Source organism: Pseudomonas sp. CFBP 5748, from assembly GCF_053850495.1.
Genome location: NZ_JBSPTN010000003.1, coordinates 1 through 26,361 on the forward strand (window position 1 = coordinate 1; position 26,361 = coordinate 26,361).

A 26,361-nucleotide genomic window follows, 5' to 3' on the forward strand; every position below is an offset into this window, starting at 1 on the left:
TGTTGATCCGCTGATTGCAGGTGGATGATGTAACCCTTGTGGGGGCGGGCTTGTTCGCGAAGGCGTAGTGTCAGTTAACAAATAATGTGGCTGACACAGCGCTTTCGCGAGCAAGCCCGCTCCCACAGTTGTTTTGGGTTGGTTTCAGCAGTGGCTCAGCCGCAGCTCGGCACACAGCCCGCCGCCGTCGCGGTTGCTCAAGGTCAGTGAACCGCCCATGGCATGGGCCAGTTGCTGGGCGATGGCCAGGCCCAATCCTGTGCCGCCGGTTTCCCGGTTGCGTGAACTTTCTACCCGGTAGAACGGCTTTAGCACCTCGGCCAGTTCCTGTTCATTGATGCCTGGGCCACGGTCCAATACCTGGATCGCCAATTGCCCGTTGTCAGCGAGGAGCACCTGGATCTGGGCAGCACCGCCAAACTTCAATGCATTGTCCACCAGGTTGACCAGCACCCGGCGCAGAGCATGGGGCCGGGTGTCTATGACGGAAGCGTTTTTCCCGGATAACTGCACGTCCTGTCCGGTGTCCTGGTAGTCGAATACCAAGCTGTCGAGAAACGCATCCAGGCTAATGCGGCAACTGGCTTCGGTGGCGCCGTGGATGCTGCGGGCATAGGCCACGCCTTCACGCACCAGGTGCTCCATTTCACTCAGGTCGCTCCACAGCTTGTCCTTTTCAATGCCGTCGTCCATGAACTCGGCGCGTAGCTTCATGCGCGTGATGGGGGTCTGCAGATCATGGGAAATCGCCGCCAACAACTGCATGCGCTCCTTGAGGTAGGTGGCGATGCGATCCTGCATGGCATTGAACGCCTTGGCGGCATGCACCACTTCGGTCGGGCCTTTTTCGTCCAGGCGCACGCTGTGAGCGTTCGGGTCGAGGGTTTCCACCGCGTCGGCCAATCGGGTCAGCGGGCCGACGGCGATGCGCACGGCCAACCAGGTGCAGCCGATCAACAGCACTAACTGCCCCAGCAACACCACCGGCAGCCAGGGGGAGAGGGGCATCATCGCCGGCCTTACATCGATGGTCAGCGGACTGCCGTCGTTCAGGCGCAGATGGGCCTGATAGTGCTTCTGCGGCCCGGGAATGTCGGTGAAGGTCAGGGGGTAGGCCTGGCCGATGGCCTCTTGGATCGAACTCACCGACACCGGTGCGCTGGCAAGGTCCATCGGCTGGCCGGGCTGGCCTTCATCGAGTCGGTAACCGTAGTTGGGCCGGATGAGTTTGGGCAGCCAGGCCTGGCGCTCGATGGCCGGCAGGCGGTCGAGGATGGCGACAGAGGTCGAGACATCGGTTTCCAGATTGCCGAGCATGGTCGACTTGGCGGTTTGGTAGCGCTCGTAGTACTGGGCGCCAAACGACAGGCCCTGGGCCAGGATCAGCCCGATCAGGAAAATCAGCGACAGCCGCGAAGCCAGGGTGCGCGGCCAATGCAGCGGCAGACTCATACCGACGCCTCGAGGATCTCCACCGGCAACGAGAACACATAACCCTCGCTGCGCACCGTCTTGATGTAGGCCGGCTCTCGGGCATCGTCCAGCAGGCGCTGGCGCAGACGACTGACCAGCAGATCAATGGAGCGATCGAACAGATCGGCGTCCCGGCCCTGGGTCAGGTTAAGCAACTGGTCGCGGTTGAGCACCCGCTGCGGATGGTCGAGGAACACCCGCAACAAGCGATATTCGGCACCGCTCAGGGCGACCATGGTGCCGTCGGAATCCAGCAGATGGCGGGCGGTGGTGTCCAGGCGCCAGCGCCCGAAGGCCAACAGGCGACCGCTTTCAGTGACCACCAGGTTCGGCGGCAGCATGCGGGTGCGGCGTAGCACGGCGTTGATCCGTGCCAGCAGCTCACGGGCGGCGAAGGGTTTGACCAGGTAATCGTCGGCGCCCATTTCCAGGCCGATGATGCGGTCGGTTTCGTCGTTGCGAGCGGTGAGCATCAGCACCGGCGTGGCCTTGTGCTTGCCGGCGCGTAGTTCCCGACACAGCACCAGGCCGTCATCGCCCGGCATCATGATGTCCAGCACGATCAGGTCCACCGGGGTGGTTTCCAGAAAAGCGCGCATCTGCCGGCCATCGGCAACCACCGTGGTGCGCAGGCCGTTCTTTTTCAGGTAGTTGCCCACCAGCTCTCTGATCTCGCGATCGTCATCCACTATCAACACGTGATCGACATGATCCATGGTGTCCAGTCCCCTTGGCGTTTTCTTGTGATCAGTCTACAGGCGCCGGCCGGCACGGCTTGCGGCGCTTTGTATTGCAGTGTATCTGGCGCGCGACGGATACACAGCGATGTAAAAAGCCGTCTGGCTCGATACAGACGCGATACCTGCGCGGCATTCAATGGTTTACATCGAGGCAACACGACAGGCCTCGGCAGAAAAACACCCATTGAATGAATCGAGGACACCACCATGAACACCAAAGCCGTCTACGCCGCCTGCCTTTTCGCCGCGCTGAACATCTGCACCTTGTCGGCCCGGGCCGAGAGTGACGTCCAGGCGCAAACCTATGCCTACGGCACCCACCTTGATATCCAGAAAGTGCTGTCGCTGTCCGAAGACGCCGAGCCGACCTGCGGCGTGGTGAATGCCCGGATGACCTACCTGGACTCGGCGGGCCACAAGCAGGCGCTGGACTACCGCAAGTTGGCCGACAACTGCAATGACGGTAACTGAAACTAAAGTCTCAGGAATGATTGGTAACAGTTTGTTATTAAACATTTTTTATTAAAAAGTTCTCCACCATTGAGGTGATGCCATGCTTCTGATCGCTTTCCTCGGCGGGATCCTGACGATCCTCAGCCCCTGTATTCTTCCCGTGGTCCCGTTTCTGTTCGCCCGGGCCAATCGCTCGCGGGGTTCGGTGCTGCTGACGCTCGCCGGCATGGTGCTGACATTCGCCCTGGTCTCGAGCCTGGCGGTGGCCAGCAGCGACTGGGTCCTGCGCGCTAGCAGCCTGGGTCGGCAAGTCGCCCTGGGGGTGATGGTGCTGTTCGCCTTGTCACTGATGTTCAGCCGGTTCGGCACCTGGCTGGCGCGGCCGTTGGTCAGCCTGGGCAACCGGATTGATGCTGGCGCCGGACGGACCGCCGGGCCTGCCGGGGCGCTGCTGATCGGGGTGGCCACCGGGCTGCTCTGGGCGCCGTGCGCCGGACCGATCCTCGGGGTGATCCTGACCGGGGCCATGCTGCAAGGCGCCAGCGCCGAAACCAGTCTGCTGTTGCTCGCCTATGGGCTGGGCAGTGCCTTGTCGCTGGGAACATTGATCTTCGCCGGACGTGGGTTGGTCGGCCGCCTGAAGCTCTCTTTGCCGATCACCACCTGGCTGCGCCGGGGCAGTGGTGCGCTGGTGTTGCTGGTCGCTGCGGCGATTGGTACCGGTGCCGATGATCGTCTGTTGGCCAGTACCTCTTCCCAAGGCGCGGCGACCCTGGAGCAGAGCCTGCTGGAGAAGGTGCCCAAGGCCATCGATTACGTGGTCAGCAAGGCCGGCGCGGCCTCCATGCCGAGCCTCGAAGTCCAGGGCACCATGCCCTCGCTGGACGGTGCAGTGCAATGGCTGAACTCGCCACCCTTGAGCAGTGAGTCACTCAAGGGCAAGGTGGTGCTGGTGGATTTCTGGACCTATGACTGCATCAACTGCCAACGCACGCTGCCGTATGTAAACGGCTGGGCGAAGAAGTATGAAAAGGACGGACTGGTGGTGATCGGCGTCCACACGCCGGAATACGGTTACGAGAAGATCATCGACAACGTGCGCGAGCAGGTGGGCAAGCTGGGCATCGGTTACCCGGTGGCCATCGACAATCAATATGCGATCTGGCGGGCCTTCAACAACCAGTATTGGCCGGCCCATTACTTCATCGATGCCAAGGGGCAGGTGCGCTACAGCCACTTTGGCGAAGGGCGCTATGGTGAGCAGGAGCAGGTGATCCAGCAGTTGTTGCAGGAGGCGAAGGTAGGCCGGTAATTTAAATAAACATATTTAATTTCATTGGCTTAGGGATATGTCCTCTACCTATTTCTAGATTGGTGTTCCGCTTGGAGAGGGGGATACCGCAGTGGCGAAGGCAAGCCGATACCTGTGGCGAGGGAGCAAGCTCCCTCGCCACAGGTGTTTCCAGCCAAGTGCTGGCCCCTTGCTCATCTTTATACCGTCAAACTTCTTTCATTTCAGAAAGTTGAGCGACAAACCTATGCGAATTTCTAAGTGGGTCGTAGCGACGTTTCTCCTGGCCGCCGTCTCGTTTGAGGCCCAGGCCAGAGCCTTGACGCCAAACCAGCAGTCTGTGTGCCGCTGGGGTTCGGACATTGCCGCGGGGGCCCAGGCGTCGAAGCTCTCCGGGGTCAGCCTGTACGGCGCGCGCAAGAAGCTGCAGGTGCGCAAGTTTTCCCGGCCCTGGATGCGCATGACCGCCCTGGGCATCACCGAACAGACCTACAACAGCGCCTCGCGCCTCAAGCCCGCCGCAGTCAAGCAGACTTACTACGAACAATGCGTGCGTCACGAGCTGGCGCGAAGATAGCCTTCGATTTCACGCCGGGCTTCTTCCCGGCATGTCGATGCCATGTTGGTGCACTCTCCGATACAAGGTCGCTCGGGAAATCCCCAGGGCCCGAGCCGCGGCGGTGGGTTTCCAGCGGTGGCGTACCAGGGCATCGAGCAGAGCCTGGCGTTCCGGGCTGGCGCTCGGCTCCGGCCCATATGCAGCCGTGTCTGCGCTGTGCAATGACTCGGGCAGATGGCTGAGTTGGATCACATTCACTTCGCACACCGCGCAGGCGTAACGCAGCACATGGCGCAACTGGCGGACATTGCCTGGCCACGGATAACCGAGCAGGCACTCCAGGGCCGCACCGCTCAATTGCATGGCGTCCCCGCACCGCGCCGATTCCTCTTCAAGAATACGGTTGATCAGCGCCAGTCGATCCGTGCGTTCGCGCAAGGGTGGCAACTGGAAGCGGGCGCCGCCCAGGCGAAAATACAAGTCCTCGCGAAACTCGCCAGCGGCAACCAACGTCTCCAGGTCGCGGTGGGTGGCGCAGATCACCTGAATGTCCACGGCCTTGCGACGCGATGCCCCCAGGGGCGCCACTTCGCCTTCGGCCAGCACCCGTAGCAGGCGGGTCTGCAAGGCCAGCGGCATATCGCCGATTTCATCCAGGAACAGCGTGCCGCCATCGGCCTGTTGCAACAGGCCCTGCATGCCCTTGGCCGAGGCGCCGGTGAAGGCTCCGGCGACGTAGCCGAACAACTCGCTTTCGATCAGGCTTTCGGGGATCGCTGCGCAGTTCAACGCCACGAAAGGCCGGTCACGGCGCTGGCTGGCCTGGTGCAGTTGGCGGGCGAACACTTCCTTGCCGGAACCGGTTTCACCCTGGATCAACACCGGCAGGTTGCGATCCTTGACCCGCACCGCCAGGCGCAGGCTGTCGGCCAGGCGCGGGTCGATTTCGCATGGGTTCAGCGCCACCCGCGGACGCGGATTCGCTCGCCGTCGCGGCGCGCTCAAGCGCCCGTGCAGGGTCTGATCGAGCGGATAGAGACTTTCGTCGCGGGCGCGGTGCAGCAGTTGCGGATCGAAGACCTGGCTGATGTGCCCGGGTAACTGAGCGTAATGCTGCAGCAGGTACTGGCGCGCGGCCGGGTTCAGGGCTTGCAGGCAACCGTCGTCGTCCCAGGCGAACAGGAAGTCCGGTTGGCTATCGACGTAGCCGGCGTTGCGATGGGCCCGCAGCACCCAGTAGCCCTGGGCGCTGCTCATGAAAAATGCCTGTTCGATCTCCCGGGCGCTTTGCACCACCATTTGCCGGATCAGATGCTGGGAGCGTCGATCATCCGGCGAGCGCACCGCCGAGACGTCCAGCACCCCGAGCAACTCGCCTTGCGGGTCGAACACCGGGGCGGCGGAGCAGGTCAGGCCGATGAACGCGGCTCGAAAGTGGTCGCGCTTGTGCACCGTCACCGGGGCCTTGGCCGTGAGCACCGCCGCCACGCCGCAGGTGCCTTCTTCGCCTTCCGACCAACAGGTGCCCAGGTACAGCCCGGCCTTGCGACAGTCATTGCGAATGGTGGTTTCGACCCGGTAGTCGATGGTCTGGCCCTGGGCATCGGTCAGCAGCACGCAGTAATCGGCATCGCGCACCCGCCCATGCAGGCGCGCCACTTCTTCACTGGCGATATTGAGGAACAGCTCGGAACGCTCGCGGCATTGCTTGAGCACGTCCTGGGACAGGATGCGCGGGCCCTGCAGCGAACCGGGGTCCAGGTGATGTTGCTCCATGGAGCGACGCCAGGAGTCGAGGATCAGGTCCGGAACGGGCAGTTGTGGCAATTGGTCCGCGTTTTTCAGTACGCGGCTGACGCAATCCACATGCGCCCGGGAGTGAGCGGAAAGCATACGGGCCTCCGATTCAGCTTCTTATCGTTGTGCGCACATTAAGCGCCGTTCGCTGTTCGCAGACAAGCACGGCGGGCTGCCCGGAGGGCGTGAGACGCCACGTCTCAATGTCTCGCTGGAACTCCATGCAGGCTGACATGCGGCGTCTCACCGAGGCGCGGTTCGCCTCATTGAACATTGCACGGTGGCCGCTCTGGACCGCGGGTTTCGCTGAATTTGTACGCAACTGGCACCGGCCTTGCTCTATGCCCTGAACCCGCCTGACGGGTCTTCCAATAATAAAAAATCGAGGTGCTCATGGTTCCCTGCCCAGGTCATTTACCGTTTTCGTCTACGGTGACGCCATGAGCCGCCGGCCACTGACCGTAGGCATCATCGCCAACCCCGCCTCGGGCCGTGACGTGCGGCGCCTGACCGCCAATGCCGGGCTGTTTTCCAGCACCGATAAAGTCTCTGTGATCCAGCGCCTGCTGGCCGCCTTTGGCGCCACTGGCATCGAACAGGTGTTGATGCCCACCGACATGACCGGCATCGCCGCCGCTGTGCTGAAGAACAGCCACAGCCGCCAGGCCCGTAGCAGCCACTGGCCGGCCCTGGAGTTTCTGGACCTGACCCTGCGCCAGACCGTCGAAGATACCCGCCGCGCCGCGCGTCTGATGGCCGAGCGCGAGGTGGCGCTGATCGCCGTGCTCGGTGGCGACGGCACGCACAAGGCCGTCGCCGCCGAAGTCGGTGACATCCCGTTGCTGACCCTGTCCACCGGCACCAACAACGCCTTCCCTGAACTGCGCGAGGCCACCAGCGCCGGGTTGGCCGGTGGGCTGTACGCCAGCGGGCGGATCCCGGATCAGATCGGCTTGCGTCGCAATAAGCGCCTGCTGGTCTGCGATGCCGCACGGGGTTTGCGCGAAGTCGCCCTGGTGGACGTCGCCGTGTCGCCGCTGCGCTTTGTCGGTGCCCGGGCGATCAGCCGGGCACAGGACCTGGCCGAGGTGTTCGTGACCTTCGCTGAACCGCAATCCATCGGCCTGTCGGCGCTGTGCGGCTTGTGGTTCCCGGTGTCACGCCAGGCAGCGGGCGGCGCCTGGATGCGCCTGGACCCGCAATCGCCCGAAGCGCTGCTGGTGCCACTGGCCCCCGGCCTGCTGCAAGGCTGTGGCGTGCTCGCCGCCGGCCCACTGGACCCCGGCATTGCTCACGGACTGTCGTTGTCCAGCGGCACCCTGGCCCTGGATGGCGAGCGGGAAATCGAATTCAACGCGCAGGACCGGCCCACGGTCACCCTCGATGCCGGCGGCCCGCTGAGCATCGATGTCAACGTGGTACTGGCCTATGCCGCGCAACACCGTTTGTTGGCCATCGGCCGCGAACACCCGCAACACCCTCTGAATCTTCAAGAAGACACCCCAGGAGAATAAAAAAATGTCGACATCGCTCAGTCACGATCAACTGCTGCATGCCTATCAGGTGATGCGCACTATCCGCGCCTTCGAAGAGCGCCTGCACGTGGAGTTCGCCACCGGCGAAATTCCCGGTTTTGTCCACCTGTATGCAGGTGAAGAGGCTTCAGCCGCAGGCGTCATGGCCCACTTGGGCGATGCCGATTGCATCGCCTCCAACCACCGTGGACACGGTCATTGCATCGCCAAGGGCGTGGATGTCTACGGGATGATGGCCGAGATCTACGGCAAGAAAACCGGCGTCTGCCAAGGCAAGGGCGGCTCGATGCACATTGCCGATTTCGAGAAGGGCATGCTCGGCGCCAATGGCATTGTCGGTGCCGGCGCGCCCCTGGTGGTGGGTGCCGCGCTGGCGGCGCGGATGAAAGGCACCGACAGCGTCGCCGTGGTGTTCTTCGGTGACGGTGGCTCCAACGAAGGCGCGGTGTTCGAAGCCATGAACATGGCCTCGGTGTGGAACTTGCCGTGCCTGTTCGTCGCCGAAAACAACGGTTATGCCGAAGCCACGGCCTCCAATTGGTCGGTGGCCTGCGATCACATCGCCGACCGCGCCGCCGGGTTCGGTATGCCTGGGGTGACGGTGGATGGCTTCGATTTCTTTGCCGTGCATGAGGCGGCCGGGGCGGCGGTCGAGCGGGCGCGGGCCGGGGAGGGGCCATCGCTGATCGAGGTCAAGCTGACCCGCTATTACGGCCACTTCGAAGGCGATGCCCAGACCTATCGGGCGCCCGATGAGGTCAAGCATTTTCGCGAGAACCACGATTGCCTGATGCAATTTCGTGAGAGCACCACTCGCGCCGGGCTGTTGGCGGTCGAGCAGTTGGACCAGATCGACAAGGACGTGGAGTTGCTGATCGAAAACGCGGTGCGCAAAGCCAAGTCCGATCCCAAGCCCACGGCGGCGGACCTGCTGACCGACGTCTACGTCTCCTATCCCTGAATGCCCTTTATAAAACAAGAATAGAGAATCTCATCATGGCGAGAAAAATCAGCTATCAGCAGGCAATCAACGAGGCCCTGGCCCAGGAAATGCGTCGCGACTCCAGCGTCTTCATCATGGGCGAGGACGTGGCTGGCGGTGCCGGCGCGCCCGGTGAAAGCGACGCCTGGGGCGGTGTGCTCGGCGTCACCAAGGGGCTTTACGATCAGTTCCCCGGACGCGTGCTGGACACGCCTCTGTCGGAAATCGGTTACGTCGGCGCGGCGGTCGGGGCGGCTACCTGCGGCGTGCGTCCGGTGTGCGAACTGATGTTCGTCGACTTCGCCGGGTGCTGCCTGGACCAGATCCTCAACCAGGCGGCGAAGTTTCGCTACATGTTCGGCGGCAAGGCTTCCACGCCGCTGGTGATCCGCACCATGGTCGGCGCCGGCCTGCGCGCCGCCGCCCAGCATTCGCAGATGCTCACGTCCCTGTGGACGCACATCCCCGGGCTGAAAGTGGTGTGCCCATCGTCGCCCTACGACGCCAAGGGCTTGCTGATCCAGGCGATCCGCGACAACGACCCGGTGATCTTCTGCGAGCACAAGTTGCTCTACAGCATGCAGGGCGAGGTTCCGGAAGAGCTCTACACCATTCCCTTCGGCGAGGCCAATTTCCTGCGTGACGGCAAGGACGTGACCCTGGTGTCCTACGGGCGCATGGTCAACACCGCGATGGACGCGGCGCGCAGCCTCGCCGGGCGCGGCATCGACTGCGAAGTCATCGACCTGCGCACCACCAGCCCGATGGACGAGGACAGCATCCTCGAAAGCGTCGAGAAAACCGGGCGCCTGGTGGTGATCGACGAGGCCAACCCACGCTGTTCCATGGCCACCGACATCTCGGCGCTGGTCGCGCAAAAAGCCTTCGGTGCGCTCAAGGCCCCGATTGAAATGGTCACCGCGCCGCACACGCCGGTGCCGTTCTCCGATGCCCTGGAAGACCTGTACATCCCTGACGCGGCGAAGATCGAACAAGCCGTGCTCAACGTGATCAAGTGGAGCAAGCGCTGATGAGCCAGATTCATACCTTGACCATGCCCAAGTGGGGCCTGTCGATGACCGAGGGCCGGGTCGATGCCTGGCTCAAGGAGGAGGGCCAGGCCATCACCAAGGGTGATGAGGTGATGGACGTGGAAACCGACAAGATTTCCAGCAGCGTCGAAGCGCCGTTTTCCGGCGTGTTGCGCCGGCAGATCGCCCGGCAGGACGAAACCCTGGCGGTCGGCGCCTTGCTCGGGATTGTCGTTGAAGGCGAAGCCAGCGATGCCGAGATCAATGCGGTCATCGAGCAGTTCCAGGCCAGTTTTGTGCCGGGCGATGCCGCCGCCGAAGACAGCGGCCCGAAACCGCAGAAAGTCGAATTGGACGGCCGGGTGATCCGTTATTTCGAGCGTGGCGAGGGCGGCACGCCGTTGGTCCTGGTGCACGGTTTCGGTGGCGACCTGAATAATTGGCTGTTCAATCACGAAGCACTGGCGGCCGGGCGTCGGGTCATCGCCCTGGACCTGCCGGGGCATGGCGAATCCGCCAAGACCTTGCAGCGCGGCGATCTGGACGAACTGAGCGGCGTGGTGCTGGCCTTGCTCGATCACCTGGACATCAACGCTGTGCATCTGGTGGGGCATTCCATGGGTGGGGCGGTGTCGTTGAACGCCGCACGCCTGATGCCCCAGCGTGTGCGTTCCCTGACCTTGATCGGCAGCGCCGGCCTGGGCCCGCAGATCAATGGCGGCTATTTGCGAGGCTTTGTCGAGGCCGCCAACCGCAATGCCCTCAAGCCGCAGTTGGTGCAACTGTTTTCCAATGCCGAGCTGGTCAACCGGCAAATGCTCGATGACATGCTCAAGTACAAGCGTCTGGAAGGGGTGGACGCCGCGCTGCAGCAACTGTCAGCGACGTTGTTCGCCGATGGCCGCCAACAGGTGGACTTGCGCGAAGTGGTGCAGGCCGGCCACGTGCCGACCCTGGTGATCTGGGGCAGCGACGACGCGATCATCCCGGCGGCCCACAGCGACGGGCTGAATGCCCAGGTCGAGGTGCTGCCTGGCCAGGGCCACATGGTGCAAATGGAAGCGGCCGAGCAGGTCAACCGACTGATCCTCGATTTCATTGAACAGCACTGATCAAGCGGGCGGCGAAGTGATTCGTCGTCCCTACAAAATTCTGGAGGCAACGTTATGAACGTTTCAATCAAGCCTACCCGCAGCATGCGCGCCGCCGTCTGGCATGGCCGCAATGATATCCGCGTCGAAGACGTGCCACTGCCGGTCTCGCCGCCCGCCGGCTGGGTACAGATCCGCGTGCAATGGTGCGGCATCTGCGGTTCCGACCTGCATGAATACGTGGCCGGGCCGGTGTTCATCCCGGTGGACGCGCCGCATCCACTGACCGGGATCAAGGGCCAGTGCATCCTCGGCCATGAGTTCTGCGGCGAGATCGTCGAGCTGGGCGCCGGCGTCGAAGGTTTCAGCCTCGGTGAACCGGTGGCGGCCGATGCCTGCCAGCATTGCGGAACCTGCTATTACTGCACCCACGGGCTGTACAACATCTGCGAAAACCTGGCGTTCACCGGGCTGATGAACAACGGTGCGTTTGCCGAACTGGTCAATGTGCCGGCCAATCTGCTCTACAAATTGCCGGCCGATTTTCCTGCCGAGGCCGGCGCGTTGATCGAACCCCTGGCGGTCGGCATGCACGCGGCGAAAAAAGCCGGGAGCCTGTTGGGCCAGAACGTGGTGGTGGTTGGCGCCGGTACGATCGGCCTGTGCACCATCATGTGCGCCAAGGCCGCTGGCGCGGCCCAGGTGATCGCCCTGGAAATGTCCGGCGCGCGCAAGGCCAAGGCCCTGGAGGTCGGGGCCAGCCATGTGATCGATCCGAATGAATGCGATGCCTTGGCCGAAGTGCGCCGCCTGACGGGCGGCCTGGGTGCCGATGTCAGTTTTGAATGCATCGGCAACAAGCACACCGCCAAACTCGCCATCGACCTGATCCGCAAGGCCGGCAAATGTGTGTTGGTGGGCATCTTCGAGGAGCCCAGTGAATTCAACTTCTTCGAACTGGTGGCCACCGAGAAGCAAGTGCTCGGCGCGCTGGCCTACAACGGCGAGTTCGCCGATGTGATCGCCTTCATCGCCGATGGACGCCTGGACATCTCGCCGCTGGTGACCGGACGCATCCAGCTGGAGCAGATCGTTGGCCAGGGTTTCGAGGAGCTGGTCAATAACAAGGAGCACAACGTGAAAATCATCGTGTCTCCCGCACGGATCTGAGAGCGCCTGACGTGGGCGATTTGGCGATGGCCGGCAGCGGCCATCGCCTTTTTTTCAGGTGTAGTTCAGGTATAGGCCAGCAACCGACCGCAGAGAATGACCGAGGTCCATAGCATCATGGACGCCAGTGCTTGAATTCTGGCCAGGCTGGGCGCCTTGTGGCCGGTGTTCCATTGCTCGACCGAACGGTAGGTTCCAACGTGGAACAGCAGGGCATTGATGCCCGCCGCCGCAATCAGACAGAGCTTGAGCACAAAGACCTTGTTGCCGACGAAGTCGTGGGGATGTGCGCTGAACATCATCAACCCGGCAGGCACGATCAACAGCAGGGCCGCAACGGCCCAGGGCAGCAGGTGGCGGGCCAGGGCGGTCACGGCGATGCCCTTGGACAGCCCCAGGATGCGCAGGTCGAACATCACCACCGCGCCCACCAATACCGAAAAGCCGATGATGTGCACCACTTCCACCAGTGGATAGAGCCACAGCTCGCTGCGCATGGCCAACGCCAGGGACGAATCGCCCAGCCGGTCCATCCAGCCTTGGGCTGAGCCTGCCTGGGAGGCCTGCATCAGCGCAACTCGGTGGTCTTGTTGTCGAGGGTGATGCGCTCGGCGCGCAATTCGTCGGGTTTGTTGCGGTTCGCATAGCCGACCACGGTGGCGCGGTTACCCGCTTTGAGCATGTCTTTGGTCAGTCCCCGATTCTCCATGCGTGACGGCGGGGCCAGCACGACGGTCCAGGTTTTGTCGGTGGTCTGCACGCGCACGTAGCCATGGGGATGGGAATAGCCGGCTTCCTTGATGGTGCCTTCGAGTTCCAAGGGGTTGCTGGTGTCGTATTCGCTCCAGCCGTGGTGAGCGAGTGCTGCCGTGGTGATCAGCATCAACGCCAAACCGATGCAACGAAGGATAACGTTCATGGCAAGGTCTCCTTTGGGAGGTCGGTTCAACCGCGCAGGTATTCGCGCCAGACCCGCCGCTCATCGAGTTGAAGCCGCTGTTCCTCGTCCACGCGGAACCGACGGTCGCACTCGAGAAAAAACTCATCGAGTTGGGGCGGCTTGACGGGGGTGGCGCTGAGCAGGGTGTGGACCTGCCCACGATGATGGATCTGATGCTCGAACAGGTGCAACAGCAGCCGGTCGATTCGTTCGCGCACCACACCGTCGGCACGCACCAGGTCGACGGAGCGGGCGAGGTCGTTTTCCCGCAGGGCTTCGCAGAGCGCCACCAGCCGCTGGTCGGTTTGGGTTTGGCTTTCCCTCAACCGGGGAAAGGTCAGGGTTTCAGAAAAGTCCTTGTTCTGGCCATCTCGGTCGCCTTCGAGGGCGGTCAGGTAATAGCGGTCCACTTCCAGAATGTGGCAGAGCGTGCTTTGGATGGAGGGGAAGAAGCTGGTGCGCTCCGCGAGGTATTCGGCCTCGCTCAACTGCGCGCAGGCCGTGAGTAACCGGTGATTGGCCCACTGATTGTTCAGGGCCTGGGCCAGGAAGTAATTCATGGGGCACCTTGAATCCCTGTGGGAGCGAGCTTGCTCGCGATGATGGCGGCACATCCAGCATAGTCGATTCAGACAGACCGCTATCGCGAGCAAGCTCGCTCCCACATGGGTTTCCTTACCTACCTGGCGTGCCGGGTCGGTTCTTAAAGCCCCACATCCGGCAACACCGGCCGATTGGCCAAGGCCTTGGCCATGATCTGTTCCACATACACCCGATCCTCTTCCGGCAAGGCCAGGCGCGGTGGGCGGGTGAGGGCGCTGCCACGGCCAGCGATGGCTTCGCACAGCTTGATGCATTGCACCAGATCGGCGCGGGCGTCCAGGTGCAGGATCGGCATCAGCCATTCGTAGATCGGCATTGCCTCGGCAAAGCGCCCGGCGCGAGCCAGGCGGAAAATGGTCTCGCCTTCTTGCGGGAACACGTTGGACATACCCGAGACCCAGCCTTCGGCACCCACGGCGAGACTTTCCAGCACCACATCATCCAGGCCTGCGAACAACACAAAACGGTCACCGACTTCATTGCGCACGTCGATGAAACGCCGGGTGTCGCCGGAGGAGTCCTTGAAACACACCACGTTGTCGCAATCGGCCAGGGAAATCAGAATGTCCGGCGTCACGTCGTTCTTGTAGATCGGCGGGTTGTTGTAGACCATCAACGGCACGTCGGCATGCCGAGCGACGTAACGGAAATGCTCGGCGGTCTCGAACGGCTTGGAGCCGTAGACCAGCGCCGGCATCAGCATGACCCCGTCGACCCCGACCTTGCGCACGGCGTTGGCAACCTTGGCCGCTTGCACACTGGTGAACTCGGCCACGCCGCAAATCACCGGCACCCGGCCCTGGGAAGCGTCCACCGCGACTTCGGTCACGGCGATTTTTTCCTCGGCGCTCAGGGAGGTGTTTTCCCCCACCGACCCGCAGACCACCAGGCCGGAAACGCCATCACGAATGACGTTGGAAATCACTTGGTGGGTTTTTTCCAGGTTGATGGAAAAGTCATCGTTGAATTGGGTGGTGACGGCAGGGAAGACGCCGCTCCAGTTGATGCGTTTGCTCATGGGTTGTCTCCGGTTAGGGTATGTGGCGAGGGGATTTGTGGGAGCAGAGCTTGCTCGCGAAACAGGCGCCTCGGTTCCACCGAAGACCGCGTTATCTTCATCGCGGGCAAGCCTTGCTCCCACAGGGGGTGTGCAAATATGGAAATCATGCGCCAGGCCAGGTATCCGAAAGTCGATACCCCTGCGGCCACGGGTCGGCCGGGTCGAGCAGCAGTTGATGAGTGCCGGTGATCCACGCCCGTCCGGCGATGCATGGATAAATCGCCGGGCGCCCGGCCACATCGGTCAGGGAGTCGATACGGCAGTGGAATTCGGAGCCGATGATCGAGCGGCCGATGAACCGTTCGCCAACCTGCATCAAGCCCTTGGCATGCAGCACGGCCATGCGCGCCGAGCAACCGGTGCCGGTCGGCGAGCGGTCGATCTTGCCCGGTTGGATCACCACCGCGTTGGCGCCGGTGGCAATGCCGTTCTCCTGGACGATGGGCGCGGCGATCTGGCAGAACGAGATGTGCGACCAGTCGGGGTTCAGTGGATGCACGAAGCCCAATTGTTCGTTGGCGGCCCGGGTGATCTTCAGCCCGACGGCCACCAGCTCGGCGGCCTCAAAGGGGCGGATGGTAAAGCCCAGACGCTGGGCGTCGACGATGACAAAGCTGTCACCGCCATACGCCGTGTCCACCTGCAACGAGCCCAGGCCCTCGACTTCGATCCAGGCATCGAGACGGTCGGCGAAGGAGGGCACGTTCTTGATCTCCACCCGCTGCACCTTGCCGTCGCGGCAGTCGGCCACGGCTTCGATCAGGCCACCCGGTGCCTCCAGCACCAGGTGGGTCTGGGGTTCGGTCATGGGCAGGATGCCGCTGTCCAGCAGCACAGTGGCGACGCACAACGAGTTGGAGCCGGACATTGGCGGGGTGTCGGCCGGTTCCATGATGATCCAGGCCATGTGCGCCCGCGGGTCCTTGGCCGGCACCAGCAGGTTGACGTGGCGGAATACGCCGCCCCGGGGCTCGTTGAGGACGAAGTTGCGCAGGGTCTGGTCCTGGGCGATCCAGCGCGACTGCTCCCACACGGTGGCGCCGGGCGGTGGGGCGACGCCGCCGACGATCACGTCGCCGACTTCGCCTTCGGCGTGGCAGCTGACTACATGGATGATTTTCGATGAGCGCATGAGTCAAATCCTTGTGTTGTCTGTTCGGGCCTCATCGCGGGCAAGCCTTGCTCCCACAAAAGGTTCTGTGGTGTACACGAAACAGTGTGGGAGCGAGCTTGCTCGCGATGGGGCCATCCGTTATTTCACCGACTTGAGAAACGCCGCCGTCTCCGGCTGCAGGGGGTTGCCAATCACCTGTTCCGGCCGTCCTATCTCATGGACCCGCCCGTTGCAAAAGAACGCCACGCGGTCGGACACGTCCCGGGCGAAGCGGATCTCGTGGGTCACCAGCACCATGGTCATGCCGTCTTCGGCGAGCATGCGCATGGTGTCCAGCACTTCGCCCACCAGTTGTGGGTCGAGGGCCGAGGTGGCTTCGTCGAAGAGCATGTAGTCCGGCGACATCGCCAAGGCCCGGGCAATCGCCATGCGTTGTTGCTGACCACCGGAAAGCTTGCCGGGGAAAGCCTTGAGCTTGTCCCCCAGGCCGACGTGCTGGAGCTGTTGCACCGCCAGTGCCTCGGCCTCCTGCTGGCTTTTACCCAGCACCTTGCGCGGTGCCAGCATCACGTTTTCCAGCACGGTCAGGTGCGGAAAGGCGTTCCATTGCTGGAACACGATGCCGATCTTCTGCCGCAGGCGATTGAGGTCGGTGGCGCGATCGTGGACCTCGACGCCATCCACGCGGATGCTGCCTTTCTGGATCGGCTCCAGGCCGTTGATGCACATCAGCAGGGTCGATTTGCCGGAGCCGGAGCCGCCGATGATCGATACCACTTCACCCTTGTCCACGGTCAGGCTCACGCCCTTGACCACTTCCAGGTCACCGAAGGATTTGTGCACGTTTTCGATCTCAATCATTTTCCTGCCACCTTCTTTCCAGACGTGCGCCGAGGCGGGCGACCACCAGGCTCATGACGTAGTAAATGAGGCCCGCGATGCACAGCACCAACAGGGGTTCCTGAATGCGCGTGACAATGGTTTGCGAAGCACGGAGCAATTCGACGATGCCGATCCACATCACCAGCGCGGTGTCTTTCATCACGCCGAGCACCAGGTTCAGCCAGCCGGGAAAGGCTACCCGCGTGGCAATCGGCAGGACGATGAAACGCAAGTCCTGCAAATAACTCAGGCCCAGGGAGCGGCTGGCCCGGCGGGTGCTCAGCGGCACCGCCAGCACACCACCGCGGACGATTTCGGTGAAGTACGCAGCGGCATAGACCCCGAGCACGATGCAGCCAACCGCGAAGGCGCTGAGGTTCAGGCCGACGATGCTCTTGAGGGAGTTGAACAGCACGAACTGGATCAACAGCGGCACGCTGCGAAACACGTCCAGCACCCAGGCCAACGGCAGGCTGGCCCGAGGCAACAGCGCACGCAACAGGCCGAACAGCAGGCCGGCCAGGGTGCCCAGCAGGATCGACCAAACGGTCAATTGCAGCGTGACCCAGGCTCCCTCAAGCAAGTACAACAGGTCGTTAACAGTGAGGCTCGTAGAAAACATGACCAGTCCTCAATAGCGGAACAATCGCCAAGACAACAGTCGGGCGAGCCCAACGATCAGCTTGGCGATCAGGTAATACAGCAGCGCCGCGAGGGCGAAGTATTCGAAGGTGCGGAAGGTCTTGACGTTGTATTCCTGGGTGACGCCGGTGAGGTCGTTGTTCAGGCCGACGACCACACCCAACGACGTCATCAACACCGCCCAGACCATCTGGTTGGTCAACGGGTAAAAGACGATGCGCAGCAATTGCGGGACGATGATCATCCGGTAGGCCTGGAAGGCGCTCATGCCCAGGGAACGGGCGGCGCGCATCTGCGTAGGCGGCACGGCCTTGAGGCCGCCGCGAAAGTTTTCCGCCAGGTAACCGGCATTGTTGAAGGTGATCCCGGCCAGCAAGGCCAGCCAGGAGCTGACATGCAGGCCGAGGGAGCCGAGCCCGAAGTAGAGGATGTAAATCTGGAACAGCGAGGGCGTGTTGCGGGCGATGGACACCCAGCCATTGCCCACCCCGCGCAGCAAGGGCTGCCGCGCCTGGCGCATCACCGTCAGCACCAGGGCGATCAGCACGCCGAAAATCATCGACAGCGCTGCGGTTTCGAACGTCACCCACGCCCCAGCGAGCATGTCGGGCAGGGCGCGTAAAGCCGGGCGCCATTGGAAGCTGTAGTCAAACATGGGTCGGGCTCCCCGTGCGGGTGGTGGGTTGCAGCCACCTTGGCGGCTGGCCACTGGTCGAGGCGCTGCACGCGGCGTCGACGCAATCGGCGAGGGCGGCAAAGTGCACGCCGCGACCGACCAGGCCCGGTGCGTAGTGGGCGTATTTGCCAGAGTTGGTCATCAGCGTGGTGGCGTGGGGCGGGATCACCGGTTCGCCCAACATGCACCAGCAGGTGTCGGTCACCAGTACCGCGCCGAAGGCCTCGATGGCCGCCAGGTAGCCGGCTTTGCGGGCCTGCTCCAGCACAGCCCGACCGCAGGTGATCGCCAACACCACGTACGGATGCTTGAGCCGACCCGCGCACAAGGTCGCGAGGACGGCGAATTCGCTGAGGGAGAAATGCGGGTTACCCAGCGAGACCACGTCCACCCAATTGTCCCGAGCGCTGTTGAGCTCGCGCCAACTGGCAAGCAGGCCCGCGACGCAGACGGTTTCCAGTGGCAACGTGACCTCGCTCTCCAGCACAGCGGCAAGGTCGAGGGCTTCCGGCGTCACCCCGGCGATGTGGAACAACGGCGCGGCGCTGGTGGTGGCGAACGCGGCGCCGAAGGCCTTGAGGTCGTCCAGGGTTGGCGCGGCGTGTTCCAGGCCGAGTATCAGCGGGATGCGCCGGCCCGCCAAAGCGCCGATGTGATAGCCCAACAGCGGATAGAAACTGTCGTCCACGTTGCCCAGCGCCGGCACGTCGACGATCAGCCTGGCCTTGCGCTGGTCGTCGAGATGACAGCCAGTCAACGGCGCCCGCCCGCACAGGGCAATGCATATATCGAGGAAGTCCGGGTACTTCTGCGTGCGCGCCCCCAGCACACTGTTGGCATAAACCACCGCGTTGGATTCGGCCCAGACGATTTGCTCGCCGGCCTTGGGCGCGGTGTCCAGCAGGTAGGGCGCGCAGGTGAAACTCAGCTGGGCGCCCATCGCCATGTAGGCATCGCCCAGGGCACTGGCCGGCTCGCCCAGGGCCGGATCGACGCCCAACTCCCGCCAGCGGCGCTGGTCCACGGAAATGGAATTGAGGGTGGTGGGCACGCGGACCTTCGCGCCCCACTGCACCAGTTGTTCGGCAAAACGCAGGCTGGCCGGGCCGGTGTAGATGCAGCCGTCAATGTGGGCCTGGGTCACGTTTAGCAGTTGCGTGGCACCCTGGATCTCGGCCATGCGCAGCACGATTTGCATCGCCACTTGGGCTGCCTTCCCGTGGGTGCCGTCGAGCAACACCCGGTCCTGTTCGGTCAGGTCCAGGGTCGAGGGAGTGGGCGGCTGGCAGGCGTCCGAACCCTGCCAGCCGTCGTTGGGACGGCGGCCAGACAGCGTCAGGACGTCCTCCTCGAGGCGGACAAAGCCCTGGCCGCGCAACCCATTGAAGGCCTCGTACCCCACGCACACCACCGGCAAGGAACGCTGGAAAATCACCTGCGCCACCAGCACGCCCAGGGTCAGGATTTCATCGGCTTCGGCCAGCACCAGGGCCGCAGGTGCATGGCCGTTGCTGATCAGTTCCATCAGTACGCTGCTGCCGGTGCAGGAGCCGCGTCCGCTGGGAATCGCCAGCACCCGTCCGGCCAGGCGTTCACCGCTCAGCGGGTGATGCCGGTCAATGACTTCGCCACTGGCCGGATCGACCCCGCCCCAGAAACTCAAGCCGACATCGGCGAACAGCAGGGCGCCCTGGGCGGCGCCCCCGACCAGGCTGCGGCCTTTCACACGGACAGGTGTGCTTGGCATGCGCCGATCCTCAATAGTAGACCTGGGGAACAGTCAGGTTGGCCGGCGGGATGTCGGTGCCGACCCATTTGACGAACAGCTCCTTGTACCGCCCAGTGCGCACTTGCTGGTTGACGAACAGGTTGAGGTAGTTGAGCAGGCCGTACTCACTGCGCTTGGCACCCAGGGACACGTAGTCGATGACATAGGGCGCATCTCCGGCGATCTTCAGGCCCTTGTACTTGCCCGACTTGATGGTCGCGGCCGCCACGGTGTTGGTGACCACGGTCGCGTCGATGTGCCCTTGGGCGACCGCCAGCAGGGTGTCGTTCTGCGACTGGTAGGCGCGGAAACTGCCGCTGCCCCAGCTCTTCTGGTCCTTCTCCAGGGCGATGGCTTCGTAGGTGCTGCTGGTGTTTCCGAGTTTCTTGCCCTTGAGGTCGGCGTAGCTGTTGATGCCAGTGTCGTCGCGGGTCAGCACGACCATTTGGAAGGCGAAGTAGGGCACGGTCAGGCCGACGGTCTTGGCTCGCTCCAAGGTGTCGGAGGTGGAGGCGACGATGACATCGGCGCGGCCGGACAGCAGCGCGGGGATTCGGTCAGAGAAAGGGGTTTCCACCACTTCGGCGTCCACACCGAGGACCTTCGCCAGATCGTTGCAGTAGTCCACGTCGAATCCCGCCGGTTTGTTACTTCCATCGCGGAAGCCCATGGGTGGGAAGTCCAGGGTCACGGCGCAACGCAGTTTGCCGGAACCGATGATGTCATCGAGTTTGTCGGCGTGGGCGGGGGTAATGAAAAGCGGGGTGAGGACAACGCTGAGGGCTACGGCCAATGCAGGGTTTTTCATAAATGCCTCGCTGTCGAATAAATGCGGTGAAATATCGTATTGAGGATTTCGTATACGATATTGAATAAGCAATCGACGTGCCTGTTTGCTGTTTTCTCATGGGAACGTTGCTGCAGGACTGAGATAGAGGCGTCCCTGCAAAACGGTAACGTTCAGGGCCGCGGGAAACGTTGGCTCAGGGTGTTACAGATGGGAGCAGCCGCGGGGCTCGACGCCCCTTTAGGGATCAGCGTTGATTCTCACGATACTGGCTGGGTGACAGACTGGTCAGGGCCCGAAACTGGCGACTGAAGGCACTGTGGTCGGTGTAACCACAGCGCAAGGCGATTTCGGTGATCGGCAGGTCCTGGTCCAGTAACAGCCGGGAGGCCTCCTCCAAGCGTGCCTTGTGAATCATCTGCCGGGGCGTGAGCTGGAAAATGCGCTTGCAGTGCCGCTCCAACTGCGCCACCGACAACCCGGCGATGGCCGTCAGTTCGGCCAGGCTGATGGGGCGGGCGAAGTGGCTTTTGATATGAGCATCCACCGCCGCCAGTTTCTGGAAGGCTGGGTGGCCCGACTGGGGCAATTGCAGGTCACGGGAAATGCCAGCGAGGCCGACGATCTGACCATTGGGGTCGTGTAGGGCCAGTTTGTGGGTCAGGCACCACACGGGTTGATTGCCGTAATACAGATGCAGCTCTAGCTGGTCGGCCAACTCCCGGCCGCTGGCCAGCACCCGGCGATCCTGTTCGGTGTACAACGGGCCGAAGCGTTCGGGGAACACCTGTTCGGCGGTGAGGCCGAGCAAGTCGGCGCAGTGCTTGAAGCCGCAGCGCCGGGCCAGGGTCTGATTGACGAAGGCGTAGCGGGCTTGCTTGTCCTTGATGAAAAACACCACGTCCGACAGGGTGTCCAGCAGCGGCGCGATGGGTTGCAGGCTGCGCAGCAGGGTGTCGAGGTCGCAGGGTGCGAAAGAGGTGAGCGTGGGGTACATGGCGCCAGGTTTCTGAGGGGACGCACAGATCATAGGGGCAAAGTCATCGAGGCAGGAAGTCCAGGCCCGACGTGGTCCACTGTGGGAGCGGGCTTGCTTGCGAAAGCGGTGGGTCAGCTTGCATCGATGCTGGATGTGCCGACGCATTCGCGAGCAAGCCCGCTCCTACAGAAGGATCTGGCGTGAGCTCAAGTGGGTGGGGTTTGTTCCAGATGCAGCAAGGTATCGATTCGCGCCGGGCTGAACGGCGGGCGCGGGGTGGGAGGTGTCCAGCCGAACAGATGTTCCAGCGCGGCGCCGCACACCCGGCCCTGGCACGCGCCCATGCCGCAACGGCTCGCCAACTTCGCTTCGCGCCAGTTTTCCTGGCCGGCCAGTTCGCCATACGGCACGTCTTCGCAGCGACAGACCAGGGTGTCGGCGCGGGCCAGGGTCTTGAGTCGGGCGTCGAGGGCAAACGCCTTGTTCAATGCCCGGGCGAAACCCTGCCAGCGTGCGCGGCGGGGCCACAGGCGCTGGGCCGCCGCAGTATTGCCGACGGCGGCGTGGCCGGCGATGGCACCTTCCACCAGGGCCAGTTCGCTGCCGCCAAAACCGCTGCATTCACCGGCGGCGTAATGTCCGACGCGGGTGGTGGCTTGCCAGGCGTCAACGGCCAGCGCCTGGCCTGCCAGTGCGCAGCCCAGAGCCTGACCGAGTTGGGTGTTGGCAATGAGTCCGAAGCCACAGGCCAGTCGGTCGCAGGCCAGTTCAATCGTCTTGCCCTGTTGCAGCAGGCGCACGCCTTCGAGCCGCTCCCGACCCAAAGCCTCCAACACGTAAGAGCCAGTGCGATAGTGGTGGTCGAACAAACTGATCGATTGGAAGAGCTTGCCCGGCCAGCGTGGCAACTGCGCGGCGAAACCAGCCACGGCGGCGCGGCTGGCCTGCTCGGCGATCCGCAGCACCTGCGCACCCTGATGTTTCGCCGTGGCGGCGCTGGCCAGCAGCAGAGGTCCGCTGCCGGCGATCACCAGCCGTTCGCCACACACCGGCAGGCCGCCCTTGATCAAGGCTTGCAAGCCGCCAGCACCGGTCACACCGGGCAGTGTCCAGCCGGGGAAGGGCAGCAGCAATTCCCGGGCGCCGGTGCAGAGGATCAAGCGTTCGTAAGTGATCTGCCAGCCGCGCTCGGCATCTTCCACCAACAGGGTTTTATCGGCGGCGCAGGCGATCACCCGGGTGCCGGTGTGGCAGCGGACGTTAGCGCAGGCATGCAACTGCTCTCGCAGGCGTCGTGCCTCGGTGGGCAGGTTGGCCTGGGGGCCGTCGCGCCAGATCTGCCCGCCCGGCAGCGGATTGTCGTCCAGCAGCACAATGTGCGCGCCGCTGCTTGCTGCCGCCAGGGCGGCCGCCATGCCGGCGGGGCCGGCGCCGATGATCAGCAGGTCGGTGGTTTCGTTCATGGTCGGGTCTGCACTTGCATGCCATCGCGGCACAACGTCTGACAGGCCAGGCGTCGATGGCCGTCGATCGTCACCCGGCATTCCTGGCAGATGCCCATGCCGCACAACGGCGCGCGGCGCTGGCCGCTGACCGAGGTGCGGCTGCAACCGTCCGCGGCCAACGCCAATGCCGCCGCGACGCTGGTGCCGTTGGCGACCGACAGCGGGCAGCCGTCGAGGAATAGATCAGGCATAGACCGGTTCTCCCAGGAATCGCTGTGGCAGGTAAGGTTGAGCGGCAAGTGGCGGCGTTTCGTTGAACAACTGCGCGGCCAGCAGATCGGCGGTCGCGGGGGCCGTTGTGACCCCCAGACCTTCGTGACCCACCGCCAGCCATAGTCCCTGACGTTGCGGATGTTGGCCCACCAACGGCAGGCCGTCGGGGCTGGCCGCACGAAAACCGGTCCAGGCACGAATGCCATTGAGCTGCGCCAGCCCCGGCATGTATTCGACGGCCCGCTTGAGCATCTTTGCCAACATCCAGCCTTCCACCTGCGGGTCAACGGTGCCGAACTGCCGCGAGGCGCCGATGAACACTTGTCCGGTCGGGCGCGGCTGGATATTGCACGCCACCGATGGCCCGCTGGCGTTGTGGGCGCTGGTGACATAGCCCAGTTCCACCAGCGTATGGGTGATGGTGGCGGGGTAGCGATCAGTGATCAGCAGGTGTCCTTTTTTCGCTTCGATGGGCAGCTCCGGGCACAGCTCCGTGGCCTGGATGCCATTGGCCAGGACCACCGCTTCGGCGCTCAACCAGCGACCGTCGTCAAGGCGCACGCGGTGGCCATCGACTTCGCTGACCCGGGCGCGCTGCTGGCGAATGTTGGGCGCGTCCAGCATCCAGCGGGCGGCAGCCGGGGCGTAGAGGATGCCGTCACCCTTGATCAGCAGGCCGCCTTCCAAGCCTTCGCGCAGCTCGGGTTCACGCTGGTGCAGAGCGGTGCGGCCGAGCAATTCGCAGGCTTCGCCATGGGCCAGCAGGTTCAGGTATTTGCTGTGGGCCACGGCCATTTCCTCGGCATCGGCCGCCAGCCACAGGGTGCCGTTGTTGCGCCAGGCGCAGGCCTCTGGCAGGGCCGGGGCCAGTTCGCGCCAGCGTTGCAGCGAATATTGACTGAGGGCCAGTTCCGCCGGGTTGTCATCCAGTACCAGCAGATGGCCCATGCCGGCCGCCGTTGCGCCGTGCCAACCGGCGTCCAGCACCAGCACTTGCAAGCCGCGTTGGGCCAATGCCCGGGCACAGGCAGCGCCAATGATACCGGCGCCGATGATGATCACGTCGGCGACCTGGCCCTCGCTCACGAACGGATACCCCAGGCGAACGGGTCATCCGCGTCGATGATCAGCGTGGTTTCGGCGCTGATGTAGGCTCGACCACGGATCGTCGGCACGATGCGTTCGCCCGAGCGTTCATAGGAACCCTCGAACTCGCTGCCAATGACACTGGCCTGGCGCCAGATCTGCCCGGGTTGCAGTTTTCCATCGGCGGCCAGGCAGGCCAGTTTGGCACTGGTGCCGGTGCCGCAAGGGGAGCGGTCATAGGCCTTGCCGGGGCAGAGCACGAAGTTGCGGCTGTCAGCGTGCGGGTCGTCGGCGAACAGTTCGATGTGGTCGATCAGGCCGCCGTCCTCGCCGCGAAAACCCTGCTGCTCCAAGGCTTGCTGCACGGCGTAGGTATAGGCGGTCAATGTGTCGAGGTTATCGCCGGCCACGCGCTGGCCGTGGTCGGCGATCAGGAAAAACCAGTTGCCACCCCAGGCCACATCACCCACCACCTTGCCGATGCCCGGCACCTCCAGTTCCAGAGCCTTGCGGTACCGGTAGGCCGGCACGTTGCGCACGCTGACCGAGTGATCGTCGTGCAAGGTGGCTTGTACCGTGCCCACAGGGGTTTCGATGCTGTGCACGCCGGGACCGATCCGCCCCAGATGGGCCAGCGACGCTACCAGGCCGATGGTGCCGTGACCGCACATGCCCAGATAGCCGCTGTTGTTGAAGAAGATCACCCCGGCACAGGCACGTGGGTCCACCGGTTCACAGAGCAGCGCGCCCACCAGCACATCACTGCCGCGGGGTTCCAGCACGCAGGCCGTGCGCCAGGCATCGTGTTGCTCGGCCAGGCGCTGCCGGCGCTCGGCCATGCTGCCTTGACCCAGGTCGGGAAAACCGTCGGTGACCAATCGGGTCGGCTCGCCGCCGGTGTGGGAGTCGATCACGGTGATGCGTTTCATGGGGGCCACGTCCGTTCAGATGAGTGACGGCAAGCGTGGCCCGCGCCGGGGGGCGACGGCTTGATGGATTTATCTGGCGCTGATGACGAAATCGGCACAGTGCGGCAACAGCCAGGTGAGCCTGGTCAGGCGTCAGCGTTGCGCCATCGCCATTCGATATGCTCGGTATTGATCCCCAAGGCCTCGAACTTCTCGGCCACATACCGCAGGCAAGCGCCACCGTCGGGCTGGTAGTGCCCGGAAGCATCGTTGACCATGGCAAGCACATGGTCCATACGATGTTCGGTGACCCTGAACTCCCCGGCACACATGACCGGCCTGCCACTGCCGAGCTGGCTATGCCTTACATAGTTGGCCCGGTCGCTATGTTCCCAGCGCTTATAAATAATGGCGTGTTCCGGTGTATAGACCCATGTGTAGCTGTTGGACTGGTCGTTGGGGGACAGCAGCTCACTGGTGTGTGTTTTCAGTTGATTGCCGATCAACTTGCCGTCCCACATCCCGACCAACTGACCTACGCCGTCTATTTTCGACGGGTCATAACAGCGCCAATGCATCAGGTCACCGATAAAGGGCATCCACCTGATCGGATAGGTCTGGGCGTTGAGATCGATGGATCTGTGGTCGGAATTTTTCCAGTCGGCGAAGTGAACATGGCCTGACCATACGAATTGCAAGTGCGCGGATGAGTTTCTGAGCCATTTGTTGATCTGTTTGAATGAGGTATTGGTGTAGATGTCATTGGCTTTGATCAGCACCGATTCCAACGCCCAGTCATCAGAAGCGATCGGGTGTGCGACGGGCACCTGGTAGAGGACCAGTCCGTCAATTTCCATGAGTGAAATACGTGGTCGGCCGAACATCCGGGTAATGTCGATATCCACGTGGATAACTTGCCCCACTCTGGGCGCTTCACAGAACAACTGCATCTGACCCAAGGGGCCCATCGATATATAGATGCTGTCGTCCGTGCCCGCCCAGTTTTGATTCTTTATGGAGGCCGTCACAGAAAGGGTGTCGATGAAGGTGTCGAATGGATGTGTCATGGAAAGCAA

27 protein-coding genes are annotated in these 26,361 nt (G+C 63.2%); 8 read left to right on the forward strand and 19 right to left on the reverse strand.

What is annotated here, in order from left to right:
* Positions 1 to 144: 144 nt before the first annotated feature.
* Positions 145 to 1,452, reverse strand: a complete 1,308-nt coding sequence (locus ACWNZ1_RS07700; protein WP_256452807.1) for an ATP-binding protein — start codon at positions 1,450 to 1,452, stop codon at positions 145 to 147.
* Entirely contained in the window at positions 1,449 to 2,189 is a 741-nt protein-coding gene (locus tag ACWNZ1_RS07705; RefSeq protein WP_123344949.1) for a response regulator, read from the reverse strand. Before ACWNZ1_RS07705 ends, ACWNZ1_RS07700 begins: the two co-directional genes overlap by 4 nt.
* Positions 2,190 to 2,420: 231 nt before the next feature.
* On the opposite strand from ACWNZ1_RS07705, the gene ACWNZ1_RS07710 reads away from it, so the two are divergent.
* From ACWNZ1_RS07710 to ACWNZ1_RS07720, 3 genes are all read left to right on the forward strand, one after another.
* Entirely contained in the window at positions 2,421 to 2,684 is a 264-nt protein-coding gene (locus ACWNZ1_RS07710; protein WP_265073069.1) for a DUF2790 domain-containing protein, read from the forward strand.
* A gap of 82 nt (positions 2,685 to 2,766) precedes the next feature.
* Complete coding sequence (locus ACWNZ1_RS07715; protein WP_265073070.1) at positions 2,767 to 3,978, forward strand: cytochrome c biogenesis protein DipZ; 1,212 nt, start codon at positions 2,767 to 2,769, stop codon at positions 3,976 to 3,978.
* Positions 3,979 to 4,204: 226 nt separating this feature from the next.
* On the forward strand, positions 4,205 to 4,534 hold the full coding sequence (locus ACWNZ1_RS07720) for a hypothetical protein (protein WP_135845305.1): 330 nt from the start codon (positions 4,205 to 4,207) through the stop codon (positions 4,532 to 4,534).
* A gap of 9 nt (positions 4,535 to 4,543) precedes the next feature.
* Here ACWNZ1_RS07720 and ACWNZ1_RS07725 read toward each other — a convergent pair whose 3' ends face one another.
* Entirely contained in the window at positions 4,544 to 6,409 is a 1,866-nt protein-coding gene (locus tag ACWNZ1_RS07725) for a sigma-54-dependent Fis family transcriptional regulator (protein ID WP_265073071.1), read from the reverse strand.
* Positions 6,410 to 6,753: 344 nt separating this feature from the next.
* Between ACWNZ1_RS07725 and ACWNZ1_RS07730 the strand changes: the two genes are divergently transcribed.
* The 5 genes from ACWNZ1_RS07730 to ACWNZ1_RS07750 all read left to right on the forward strand — a co-directional run bounded on the left by ACWNZ1_RS07730 (position 6,754) and on the right by ACWNZ1_RS07750 (position 12,122).
* Entirely contained in the window at positions 6,754 to 7,827 is a 1,074-nt protein-coding gene (locus ACWNZ1_RS07730) for an ATP-NAD kinase family protein (RefSeq protein WP_265073072.1), read from the forward strand.
* Positions 7,828 to 7,831: 4 nt separating this feature from the next.
* Positions 7,832 to 8,809, forward strand: coding sequence for a thiamine pyrophosphate-dependent dehydrogenase E1 component subunit alpha (locus ACWNZ1_RS07735; RefSeq protein ID WP_256452812.1), 978 nt, complete (start codon positions 7,832 to 7,834; stop codon positions 8,807 to 8,809).
* A gap of 35 nt (positions 8,810 to 8,844) precedes the next feature.
* Positions 8,845 to 9,861, forward strand: coding sequence for an alpha-ketoacid dehydrogenase subunit beta (locus ACWNZ1_RS07740; RefSeq protein WP_456027540.1), 1,017 nt, complete (start codon positions 8,845 to 8,847; stop codon positions 9,859 to 9,861).
* A complete protein-coding gene (locus ACWNZ1_RS07745) occupies positions 9,861 to 10,973 on the forward strand; it encodes an acetoin dehydrogenase dihydrolipoyllysine-residue acetyltransferase subunit (RefSeq protein WP_280944921.1) in 1,113 nt (370 codons plus the stop codon). The genes ACWNZ1_RS07740 and ACWNZ1_RS07745 overlap by 1 nt, the downstream gene beginning before the upstream one ends.
* Before the next feature lie 84 nt (positions 10,974 to 11,057).
* A complete protein-coding gene (locus ACWNZ1_RS07750; RefSeq protein ID WP_456027616.1) occupies positions 11,058 to 12,122 on the forward strand; it encodes a 2,3-butanediol dehydrogenase in 1,065 nt (354 codons plus the stop codon).
* 65 nt (positions 12,123 to 12,187) lie between these two features.
* Here ACWNZ1_RS07750 and ACWNZ1_RS07755 read toward each other — a convergent pair whose 3' ends face one another.
* The 16 genes from ACWNZ1_RS07755 to ACWNZ1_RS07830 all read right to left on the reverse strand — a co-directional run bounded on the left by ACWNZ1_RS07755 (position 12,188) and on the right by ACWNZ1_RS07830 (position 26,352).
* Complete coding sequence (locus ACWNZ1_RS07755; protein WP_280944922.1) at positions 12,188 to 12,691, reverse strand: DUF6644 family protein; 504 nt, start codon at positions 12,689 to 12,691, stop codon at positions 12,188 to 12,190.
* Entirely contained in the window at positions 12,691 to 13,041 is a 351-nt protein-coding gene (locus ACWNZ1_RS07760) for a DUF6152 family protein (RefSeq protein WP_456027541.1), read from the reverse strand. Before ACWNZ1_RS07760 ends, ACWNZ1_RS07755 begins: the two co-directional genes overlap by 1 nt.
* Positions 13,042 to 13,067: 26 nt before the next feature.
* Positions 13,068 to 13,622 (reverse strand): DinB family protein, encoded by a 555-nt coding sequence (locus tag ACWNZ1_RS07765; RefSeq protein WP_135845313.1) that lies wholly within the window; start codon positions 13,620 to 13,622, stop codon positions 13,068 to 13,070.
* Between the two features lie 143 nt (positions 13,623 to 13,765).
* Positions 13,766 to 14,683 (reverse strand): dihydrodipicolinate synthase family protein, encoded by a 918-nt coding sequence (locus ACWNZ1_RS07770; RefSeq protein ID WP_456027542.1) that lies wholly within the window; start codon positions 14,681 to 14,683, stop codon positions 13,766 to 13,768.
* Between the two features lie 145 nt (positions 14,684 to 14,828).
* Positions 14,829 to 15,857: a trans-3-hydroxy-L-proline dehydratase gene (locus tag ACWNZ1_RS07775; protein ID WP_135845315.1), complete on the reverse strand. Its 1,029-nt coding sequence runs from the start codon at positions 15,855 to 15,857 to the stop codon at positions 14,829 to 14,831.
* Between the two features lie 120 nt (positions 15,858 to 15,977).
* Positions 15,978 to 16,700: an amino acid ABC transporter ATP-binding protein gene (locus ACWNZ1_RS07780; protein ID WP_135845316.1), complete on the reverse strand. Its 723-nt coding sequence runs from the start codon at positions 16,698 to 16,700 to the stop codon at positions 15,978 to 15,980.
* Complete coding sequence (locus ACWNZ1_RS07785) at positions 16,693 to 17,343, reverse strand: amino acid ABC transporter permease (RefSeq protein ID WP_135845317.1); 651 nt, start codon at positions 17,341 to 17,343, stop codon at positions 16,693 to 16,695. Before ACWNZ1_RS07785 ends, ACWNZ1_RS07780 begins: the two co-directional genes overlap by 8 nt.
* Before the next feature lie 9 nt (positions 17,344 to 17,352).
* Positions 17,353 to 18,018, reverse strand: coding sequence for an amino acid ABC transporter permease (locus ACWNZ1_RS07790; protein ID WP_135845318.1), 666 nt, complete (start codon positions 18,016 to 18,018; stop codon positions 17,353 to 17,355).
* Positions 18,011 to 19,786, reverse strand: coding sequence for a cis-3-hydroxy-L-proline dehydratase (gene lhpI, locus ACWNZ1_RS07795; RefSeq protein WP_456027543.1), 1,776 nt, complete (start codon positions 19,784 to 19,786; stop codon positions 18,011 to 18,013). Before lhpI ends, ACWNZ1_RS07790 begins: the two co-directional genes overlap by 8 nt.
* 10 nt (positions 19,787 to 19,796) lie before the next feature.
* Positions 19,797 to 20,615 (reverse strand): ABC transporter substrate-binding protein, encoded by an 819-nt coding sequence (locus ACWNZ1_RS07800; protein ID WP_256452817.1) that lies wholly within the window; start codon positions 20,613 to 20,615, stop codon positions 19,797 to 19,799.
* A gap of 226 nt (positions 20,616 to 20,841) precedes the next feature.
* Complete coding sequence (locus ACWNZ1_RS07805) at positions 20,842 to 21,591, reverse strand: AraC family transcriptional regulator (protein ID WP_135845321.1); 750 nt, start codon at positions 21,589 to 21,591, stop codon at positions 20,842 to 20,844.
* A gap of 188 nt (positions 21,592 to 21,779) precedes the next feature.
* Positions 21,780 to 23,036 (reverse strand): NAD(P)/FAD-dependent oxidoreductase, encoded by a 1,257-nt coding sequence (locus ACWNZ1_RS07810; protein WP_256452818.1) that lies wholly within the window; start codon positions 23,034 to 23,036, stop codon positions 21,780 to 21,782.
* A complete protein-coding gene (locus tag ACWNZ1_RS07815) occupies positions 23,033 to 23,269 on the reverse strand; it encodes a 2Fe-2S iron-sulfur cluster-binding protein (RefSeq protein ID WP_135845323.1) in 237 nt (78 codons plus the stop codon). Before ACWNZ1_RS07815 ends, ACWNZ1_RS07810 begins: the two co-directional genes overlap by 4 nt.
* Positions 23,262 to 24,377 (reverse strand): NAD(P)/FAD-dependent oxidoreductase, encoded by a 1,116-nt coding sequence (locus ACWNZ1_RS07820; protein ID WP_256452819.1) that lies wholly within the window; start codon positions 24,375 to 24,377, stop codon positions 23,262 to 23,264. The genes ACWNZ1_RS07815 and ACWNZ1_RS07820 overlap by 8 nt, the downstream gene beginning before the upstream one ends.
* On the reverse strand, positions 24,374 to 25,306 hold the full coding sequence (locus tag ACWNZ1_RS07825) for a 4-hydroxyproline epimerase (RefSeq protein ID WP_135845325.1): 933 nt from the start codon (positions 25,304 to 25,306) through the stop codon (positions 24,374 to 24,376). The genes ACWNZ1_RS07820 and ACWNZ1_RS07825 overlap by 4 nt, the downstream gene beginning before the upstream one ends.
* A 125-nt stretch (positions 25,307 to 25,431) precedes the next feature.
* A complete protein-coding gene (locus ACWNZ1_RS07830; RefSeq protein WP_265073076.1) occupies positions 25,432 to 26,352 on the reverse strand; it encodes a hypothetical protein in 921 nt (306 codons plus the stop codon).
* Between the last annotated feature and the right edge of the window lie 9 nt (positions 26,353 to 26,361).